Below are 7,463 nucleotides of genomic sequence, written 5' to 3'. Positions count from 1 at the left end.
GGCGCCCGAGCGGCGAGGAGGCCAAGCAGATCGCCAACGAACTGCGCGCCTGGGTGGCCAAGGAGATCGGCCCGATCGCCAAGCCCAAGGACATCCGCTTCGGCGAGAACCTGCCCAAGACGCGCAGCGGCAAGATCATGCGGCGCCTGTTGCGCAGCATTGCCAAGGGCGAGGCCATCACGCAGGACATCTCGACGCTGGAGAATCCGGCGATTCTGGAGCAGCTCGCGCAGAAGAACTGAGCCGAAGCCGCCGCGCGCGCCGATCCCTGCCGTCCGGTGCATCGGCAGGCATCACGCGAACTGGTGATGCGGCCGCATCCGCGGACGCCGAGAATTTCTCTGGCAAAAGAAAGGATCGGCCGTGCAACACCTTTTCACGTTCGCGCTGGTGCTTGCGCTCCTGTCGGGATGCGCCGCCACTTCCTCCACGTCGTCTTCATCGGTGCCACTGCCGCCCGACGTCGCCATCACGCCTCCCGACGCCGCACTGGCGCCACAGCAGCGCGCGTTCTCCGGCAAATGGTCCGGCAAGTGGCGGGGCCTGGCGGGCGGGCAGCAGCAGGAAACGGTGCTCGTGGTGGAAAGCGTGACGGCCGACGGCGCAACGGTCGTCTACGCGCAGGGCGACCATAGCCGCTTTCGGTCCTTCCATCGGCGGACCACCGCGCGCATCGCGGACGGCAAGCTGAGCTTCACTTTCGACCAGCGCTCGCCGATCACGTTCACCTACCAGCTGCAGCCCGACGGCACCCTCGAGGCGCAGTCGCAGTCCAGGGGGTTCACGGCGGTCGCGACCTTGACCCGGGCAAGCTCCTAGCGCAACGGCGGCCTGCCGGTCATGGTCCCACGCGCAGGGCGGCCCGCACCAGGTCCACCTGCCTCGTGCAGTCCATCTTCACCATCATCATTGCCACCTGTTTGCGCACGGTGTGGATGGACACGCCGCGGCGCAGCGCAAAGTCGTTCAACGAAACGCCGGTGGCCAACGCATGCAGCACGCGCGCCTCGGCCAGCGTGATGTCGAGCGCCTGCGACAGCAGGTCGGGGCTTGCCAGCGGGCCCGCGGCCGCGCGCCGCAGCCGGATGAAGACCATCGGTTCCCTGCCGAAGCGCAGCGCGGGGTTGGCACACGTCAGCTCGACGTGCAGCGGGCCGCCGCAGCGGCTGTCCCTGAAAGCGAGCCGCTCGACCCGGCCAGCCCCTGCGGCGCGCAGCACCGCCGCCAGCAATCGTTCGCGCTCCCCGGCATTCGGATGCGAGAGCCGCGCACCCTGAACGACGACGGTTCCCCGCGTGTCGAAGATGGCTTTCGCGGCCGGAGAAGCGTGCACCACATGGCCCGTGCCGTGGACCAGGCAGCTGGCCTCGCCCAATGCGTCGAAGGCGCTGTCGGTGGCTGCGAGCCACGAAGCCGCCTGCGCCCGGCGCCGTTCCGCCGCCAGCTGCACCGCCTGGCTGTAGGCGCGGATCCGATCGCTCGCGAGGAAGGAAGACAGCCCGTCCCATGCCGACGCGCGCTGGAATCCAAAGCTCGTTCTCCGGTCCGGACCGTTCTCGATGATGAAGGAGTAGAGCTGCCTCATGCGGTGCTTGCACATGAAGTCGACGTAGTAGGCATTGCGCTCGCGCAGCGGCTTCGGAAGCAGGGCCTGCGTATCCAGCCATGAGCCCTCGGGCTTCGCCACGTTCGACTGGGTCATGACGTCTTCCGTATGGAAGTGCTCCGCGTAGTCGCGCACCGCGGCCGCATCGGCACCCGACTGCTGGACGTCGACCACGCCGGTGCCCTCGAAGACGATCAGCACGGCCGCATCGCTTCCCACCAGCCGGCTGGCCGTCGAAAGAATGGCGGACCACGGAGGATCGGGGTCCGAGAGGTGGTGAACCGCCTCGAGCGCGCTGCGCAATACGGCGTCAGGCTGCATGGGCTTTCCTCCTGAAGGAAAGATTGCCTCGATCCGCGCGCCCGCGCCGCCCGAGGCAACCCGCACCTGGGAATGTCGTGGAAACGGCCCCGACTGGATATCACTCATTTGAGTGATGACGTAGATCGGCGCCCGAACCCCTCTCTTTGCCAGGGCCATCCAGCCGTTGCCTTCCGCTGCGATTCATCTCATGACAATCTCGTTCGCCAGATGATTCGACCGGTCGAGATCTGCCGAGGAAGAAAGAGCACCTGATGTCCAGCAATGAACTGAATCTGCCTGAACGCTTCGATTTCCAGGGACACGCCGTTGCGTGGGGATCCATCGGGGAGGGACCGCCGGCCGTGCTTCTTCACGGCACGCCGTTTTCCTCGGCCGAGTGGCGGCGGATTGCGCCATGCCTTGCCCGCGAGCGGCGCGTCTTCTACTTCGACATGCTGGGCTACGGCCTCTCCGACAAGCCGGATGCAGACGTCTCTCGCGGCGTGCAGAGCGAACTCTTCGCCGCCTTGTATCGGCACTGGGGGCTCGGCAGTTCCGACGTGGTGGCGCACGACTTCGGCGGATCGAACGCGCTGCGCGGCCACCTGCTGAACGGCCTGGACTATCGCTCGCTGGTCCTGATCGATCCGGTGGCGATCAGCCCGCAAGGTTCGCCGCTGGTGCAGGCGGCCCGGAAGCACGAAGAGGTGTTCGCGAGCCTGCCGGCCCACATCCACGAGGCCATGCTGCGGGCCTACATCGGCACGGCCGTCGGGAGCGCGCTGCGCGAGGACGAGATGCAGCGCTACCTCGCGCCCTGGCTCGGCGATGAGGGGCAGAAGGCATTCTGGCGGCAGGTCGCGCAGATGGACGACAAGTACACCGAGGAAGTCGAGTGGCGCTATGGCGAGATGCGCTGCCCCGTCGCCATTCTGTGGGGAGAGGAAGACGAGTGGATTCCGATGGCCGACGGGCGCGAGTTGGCCCGGCGCATGGGCACTGCGTCCTTCACGCCGGTGCCCGATGCCAAGCATCTGGTGCAGGAAGATGCGCCCGAGGCGATCGTGGCTGCGGCCTTGCGGTTGTGGGCGGCGGTCGATCGATGATTGCCGGGTGCCGACCGCAGGTCACAGCAATCGCAATCCCCGGGGAAATCGAATGAAGGCCTGCGCCGGTTCGGGCATCTTGCCCGCCCTGGCGATCTCCGCGAAGCCCTCTTCCGTGATGCGGGTCACGGTGGCCACCTGCCATACGGCTTGCCGCGCGCGCGATCTGATGGCTGCGAACTCGGCCTCGATCAGGCCTGTGGCCACGAGCAGCGAGACCTGCCGGACTTCCTCCGGATCGGTGACGCGGACAGGCAACTGCACACGGTGCAGCCTCAACAGCAGAAAGAGCGGCATTTGGTTCTCCGATGGCCGGCTCGAGGGGGGCCTCGAATGCCGTCCGTTTGGAATTGGTTGAATGTGAATTTGTCACATTCAAAGCCGCCACCCGAGTCAGAATAAGTCGATCGGCCGTGTCCGCCACCGCCGCCTCGCAGACAGGTCCTAGCCCGGGCGCAGGACCGAGGGGCTGAGCGCGTCCTTCAAGCGCCCCGCGGCAAACGCGTTGACGTGGTCGAAGGCGATGCCGAAGTAGCGCTCGTAGTTGTCGCGCTCGACATAGCCGATGTGCGGCGTGCACAGCGCATTGGGCAGACGCAGGAGCGGATGTTCGCCGGCGCGCACGGGCTCTTCCTCGAACACGTCCACGGCCGCGAAGCCCGGCCGGCCCACCGCCAGCGCGCGTTCCAGCGCACCGGGCGCGACCAGCTCGGCGCGGCTGGTGTTCACCAGCAGGGCGCTGGCCTTCATGCGGGCCAGATCTTCGCCCGAGACCATGCCCCGGGTGTGCTCGTCGAGCCTCACATGCAGGCTGACCACGTCGCTCTGTGCGAAGAAGGCCTCGCGCGAGGGCGCCACTTCGAAGCCGTCTGCGCGTGCCGCCGCAGTCGAGCCCTCGCGCCCCCATACCCAGACCTTCATGCCGAACGTGCGCCCGTAGGCGGCCACCTGGCGGCCGATGCGCCCGTAGCTCCACACACCCAGACGCTGGCCGCCGAGCTGCTGGCCCAGGTGACCCTGCCACCGGCCCTGGCGCAGCCGCGTGGCTTCCTCGACCAGATGCCGGCGGCTTGCCAGCGCGAGCGCCCAGGTGAGTTCTGCGGTGGCCGAACCCGCGCCGCTGCCTTCGGCCACCGCCACGCCGCGGGCAGTGCAGGCCGCGAGATCGACGTGGCCCGCCAGCTTGCCGGTCTGGCTGATGAGACGCAACCGGGGCAGCCGCTCGAGCAGCGCCGCATCGATGCGCGTGCGCTCGCGGGTGAGCACGATGGCCTCGGCATCCGCGAAACGCGCCGCGAGTTCATCGGTGCCCTTCACCGTGTCGTTGAAGATGCGGACCTCGTGTCCATCGAGCTTGCCGAAGCAGTCGAGCGTGCGGACGCAGTCCTGGTAGTCGTCGGGGATGACGATGCGCATCGGGCGGCGCTCCTTCATTGCAAGGTGATGTTCAACTGCTCGACCGTGCGCTTCCACAGCGCGAGGTCGTCGCGTATCAGCGCCGTGAAGTCGGCCGGCGGCATGCCGCCCGGCTCGATGCCCTGGGCCTGGAAGATCTCGCGCACTTCCTGCGTATCGAGCGAGCGCTTGACCTCGGCATAGAGCCGCTGCATGAGCGGCGCGGGCGTGCCGGCCTTCAGCAGCAGCCCGTACCAGCCATGCACGTCGAAGCCGGGATAGCCCTGCTCGGCGACGGTCGGCACATCGGGCAGGCCGGCGAAGCGCGACTTGGGCGCGACCGCGAGCGCGCGCAGCTTGCCCGCCTTGATCTGCGCGAGTGCCGAGCTCATGTCGAGGAACATGAACTGGATCTGGCCGCCCAGCAGGTCCTGCACCGCCGGGCCGGCGCCCCGGTAGGGCACATGCACCGCGCGGATGCCGGCGCGCTGCACGAACAATGCCGCGCCCAGGTGCGCAGAGGTGCCGTTGCCCGATGAGCCGTACGAAAGGCTGCCGGGCTTGGCCTTGGCCATCTCGACCAGTTCCTGCAGGTTCCTGGCGGGGAAGTCCGGCTTCACCACCACCGCATGCGGAATGAAGCCCACCACCGTGAGCGGCGCAAAGTCGCGCAGCGTATCGAACGGATAGTTCGGCATCAGCGCCGGATTGGTGACCGCGAGGATCGAGGGGAAGACCATCGTGTAGCCGTCGGCCGGGCCGCGCGCGATCTCGCTCATGCCGATCACGCCGCCGCCGCCGGGCTTGTTGTCGACGATCACGGGCTGGCCGAGGCCGGGTGCCATGTTCTTGGCGATGGCGCGCGCCATCAGGTCGGTCGGGCCGCCGGCTGCAAAGGGCACGACGATGCGGATCGGCTTCGACGGAAAGGCGGACTGCGCGCTTGCGAGCGGGCTCAGGGCCGCGAGCGCAAGGCCGGCGCCCGCAACGGCGTGGAAGCCTCGGCGCGACATGCGATTGAGGTTCATGGTGTCTCCATTTTTTGTCATGCACCGGATCAAGGGGCGAGCACGGCCATGCCGTCGGCGCTGCGCACGGATGTATGTCTCTCTTTCTTTCCCGCTTGTCGGTGTGTCCGAGCTTAGGACGCATACTCCGCCAGCGCACCTGCCCTCTTCCACTGCGTGGAATTGGAGGGTTGCCGCAAGGAGACACCGAATGCCCACCCCATCCAACCGCTCGCTCGAACGCGGAATCGAGATCCTGCGTGCCTTCCGGCCCGGCTCCACGCTGCTGGGCAATGGCGAGCTCGCGGAGCGCACCGGCCTGGCGCCAGCCACCGTGAGCCGCCTGACGCAGACGCTGGTCGGCGCGGGACTGCTCGAGCACGACCGGCCCGCGCGCGCCTACCGGCTCGCGGCGCCGGTGCTGAGCTTCGCGCACGCCATGCGCACCGGCTCCACCGTGCTGCAGGTGGCCGCCCCGCGGATGCGGGCGCTGGCCGAGAAACTGCGCATCAACGTCGGGCTCGCGGTCGCCGATCGTTCCGAGATGCTGTACCTCGAATCGATCCGCTACAACAAGAAGGCGTCGCTGCGCAGCGTGGTGAGCGGACAGCGCGTGCCGATTGAGCTCACCTCGCTCGGCCGTGCCTGGCTGGCAACGGCGCCGCCGGCGCGGCGCGCCGAACTGGCGAAGGAGTTCGAGGCGCGCCGCAGCAATTGGCCGCGGCTTCGCAGGGAAATCGACAAGGCCATCGAGAGCGTGCGCCGCCGCGGCTGGTGCGCGGCCTCGTGGCAGCCCGAGATCGTTGCGCTGGCCATGCCGCTGGCGCTTCCGAACGAGCCCGTGCACGTGCTCAATGCGAGCCTGTCCACCAGCGATCCGGCGAACGAGGTGGCGCTCGAACTGGGTGCGCCGCTGCTGGCGCTCGGCGAGCAGATCACCCGAGAATTCATCGCGCGCGGCGGCAGTCTGGCGTAGGCCATTCGCCAGATGATGGCGAGAAGCCTGTAGGACGGCGTTGACGGGGCTGGCGTGCAGGTCCACCATGGCCGGGCCACCATCCGGAACTTCAAGGAGATCTCATGGCTGAGAGCGACAAGGTGTTCTCGGGTTCGATCCCGAAGTTCTACGACACGCTGATGGTCCCGCTGATCTTCGAGGCCTATGCCGCCGACATGGCGGAGCTTGCCGCGGCCTCCTCGCCCGGCGCGGTGCTCGAGACGGCGGCCGGCAGCGGCGTGGTCACGCGGGCGCTGGCGCCAAGGCTCGGCGCCGGCGCGCGCTACGTGGTGACCGATCTCAACCAGCCCATGCTCGACTACGCCGCCAGCCGGCAGGGCCCCGACAGCCGCATCGAATGGCGGCAGGCGGACGCGCTTCACCTGCCGTTCGACGATGCTTCGTTCGACGTCGTTTGCTGCCAGTTCGGCGCCATGTTCTTTCCCGACCGCAGTGCCGGCTACGCCGAGGCGCGCCGCGTGCTGAAGCCGGGCGGGCGATTCGTCTTCAATGTCTGGGACCGCATCGAGGAGAACGCCTTTGCCGACGAGGTCACCCAGGCCGTCGCCGCGGTGTTTCCGCACGATCCGCCGCGGTTCCTTGCCCGCACGCCGCACGGCTATCACGATGTGGCGCTGATCCGCGAGGATCTGAGCCGCGCAGGATTCGCCGACATCGCAATCCAGACGCGTGAGAAGCGCAGCCGCTCGCCCTCGGCGCGCGAAGTGGCCACGGCCTACTGCCAGGGAACGCCGCTGCGCAACGAGATCGAGGCGCGCGACGCCAGCCTGCTTCAGCGCGCGACGGACCGCGCGACGGAGGCGATCGCCAGCCGCCATGGCGAAGGGCCGGTGGAAGGCAAGATCCAGGCGCATGTGATCGTGGCGGCGGGATAGCGCGGGCCCAGCAGGCGTCTGCGATCGGCGCGGGCAATTGGCCCCGCTCGAGAGCAGACAAAAATCTTTTTATGGTCTGTCCATGCGGGCGGCGCTTCAACGCGGCGAGGGCGTTGGCAACACTAGCGGCAACAAAAACGCGTCCGGACATCG

General features: G+C 68.1%; 9 protein-coding genes. 5 read left to right on the top strand and 4 right to left on the bottom strand.

The features are described from left to right. Both AC1DSC_RS18680 and AC1DSC_RS18675 read left to right on the top strand, forming a co-directional pair. The coding region (locus AC1DSC_RS18680; protein ID WP_420856711.1) for an AMP-binding enzyme at nucleotides 1-242 on the top strand (242 nt) is incomplete at its 5' end. Between the two features lie 121 nt (nucleotides 243-363). Then, entirely contained in the window at nucleotides 364-819 is a 456-nt protein-coding gene (locus AC1DSC_RS18675) for a hypothetical protein (RefSeq protein ID WP_018906931.1), read from the top strand. Between the two features lie 19 nt (nucleotides 820-838). Here AC1DSC_RS18675 and AC1DSC_RS18670 read toward each other — a convergent pair whose 3' ends face one another. Further along, nucleotides 839-1,927: a helix-turn-helix transcriptional regulator gene (locus AC1DSC_RS18670; RefSeq protein ID WP_062365263.1), complete on the bottom strand. Its 1,089-nt coding sequence runs from the start codon at nucleotides 1,925-1,927 to the stop codon at nucleotides 839-841. A 254-nt stretch (nucleotides 1,928-2,181) separates the two neighbouring features. On the opposite strand from AC1DSC_RS18670, the gene AC1DSC_RS18665 reads away from it, so the two are divergent. After that, entirely contained in the window at nucleotides 2,182-3,015 is an 834-nt protein-coding gene (locus AC1DSC_RS18665; protein ID WP_062365264.1) for an alpha/beta fold hydrolase, read from the top strand. Between the two features lie 21 nt (nucleotides 3,016-3,036). Here the strand turns inward: AC1DSC_RS18665 and AC1DSC_RS18660 are convergent, their stop codons facing one another. The 3 genes from AC1DSC_RS18660 to AC1DSC_RS18650 form a co-directional block, all read right to left on the bottom strand. Beyond that, on the bottom strand, nucleotides 3,037-3,312 hold the full coding sequence (locus AC1DSC_RS18660; RefSeq protein WP_015866278.1) for a hypothetical protein: 276 nt from the start codon (nucleotides 3,310-3,312) through the stop codon (nucleotides 3,037-3,039). A gap of 147 nt (nucleotides 3,313-3,459) precedes the next feature. Next, the gene (locus AC1DSC_RS18655) at nucleotides 3,460-4,431 is read right to left on the bottom strand and encodes a D-2-hydroxyacid dehydrogenase family protein (RefSeq protein WP_062365265.1); all 972 of its coding nucleotides are present in this window, start codon (nucleotides 4,429-4,431) and stop codon (nucleotides 3,460-3,462) included. 14 nt (nucleotides 4,432-4,445) lie between these two features. Then, nucleotides 4,446-5,438, bottom strand: coding sequence for a Bug family tripartite tricarboxylate transporter substrate binding protein (locus AC1DSC_RS18650; protein WP_062365266.1), 993 nt, complete (start codon nucleotides 5,436-5,438; stop codon nucleotides 4,446-4,448). Between the two features lie 190 nt (nucleotides 5,439-5,628). Between AC1DSC_RS18650 and AC1DSC_RS18645 the strand changes: the two genes are divergently transcribed. After that, a complete protein-coding gene (locus AC1DSC_RS18645; protein ID WP_062365267.1) occupies nucleotides 5,629-6,393 on the top strand; it encodes an IclR family transcriptional regulator in 765 nt (254 codons plus the stop codon). Nucleotides 6,394-6,497: 104 nt separating this feature from the next. Beyond that, a complete protein-coding gene (locus AC1DSC_RS18640; protein ID WP_062365268.1) occupies nucleotides 6,498-7,310 on the top strand; it encodes a class I SAM-dependent methyltransferase in 813 nt (270 codons plus the stop codon). Nucleotides 7,311-7,463: the final 153 nt, after the last annotated feature.

The sequence above is a fragment of the Variovorax sp. 01N425 genome, assembly GCF_056399465.1.
Note: the sequence above shows the minus strand (reverse complement) of the source record. Positions and strands in the feature narration are given on the sequence as shown.

Excerpts from the sequence above, each read along its gene's own strand:
- AC1DSC_RS18650 (WP_062365266.1), bottom strand. The coding sequence starts at position 5,438 with ATGAACCTCAATCGCATGTCGCGCCGAGGCTTCCACGCCGTTGCGGGC.
- AC1DSC_RS18655 (WP_062365265.1), bottom strand. The coding sequence starts at position 4,431 with ATGCGCATCGTCATCCCCGACGACTACCAGGACTGCGTCCGCACGCTC.
- AC1DSC_RS18640 (WP_062365268.1), top strand. The coding sequence starts at position 6,498 with ATGGCTGAGAGCGACAAGGTGTTCTCGGGTTCGATCCCGAAGTTCTAC.
- AC1DSC_RS18645 (WP_062365267.1), top strand. The coding sequence starts at position 5,629 with ATGCCCACCCCATCCAACCGCTCGCTCGAACGCGGAATCGAGATCCTG.
- AC1DSC_RS18665 (WP_062365264.1), top strand. The coding sequence starts at position 2,182 with ATGTCCAGCAATGAACTGAATCTGCCTGAACGCTTCGATTTCCAGGGA.
- AC1DSC_RS18670 (WP_062365263.1), bottom strand. The coding sequence starts at position 1,927 with ATGCAGCCTGACGCCGTATTGCGCAGCGCGCTCGAGGCGGTTCACCAC.
- AC1DSC_RS18660 (WP_015866278.1), bottom strand. The coding sequence starts at position 3,312 with ATGCCGCTCTTTCTGCTGTTGAGGCTGCACCGTGTGCAGTTGCCTGTC.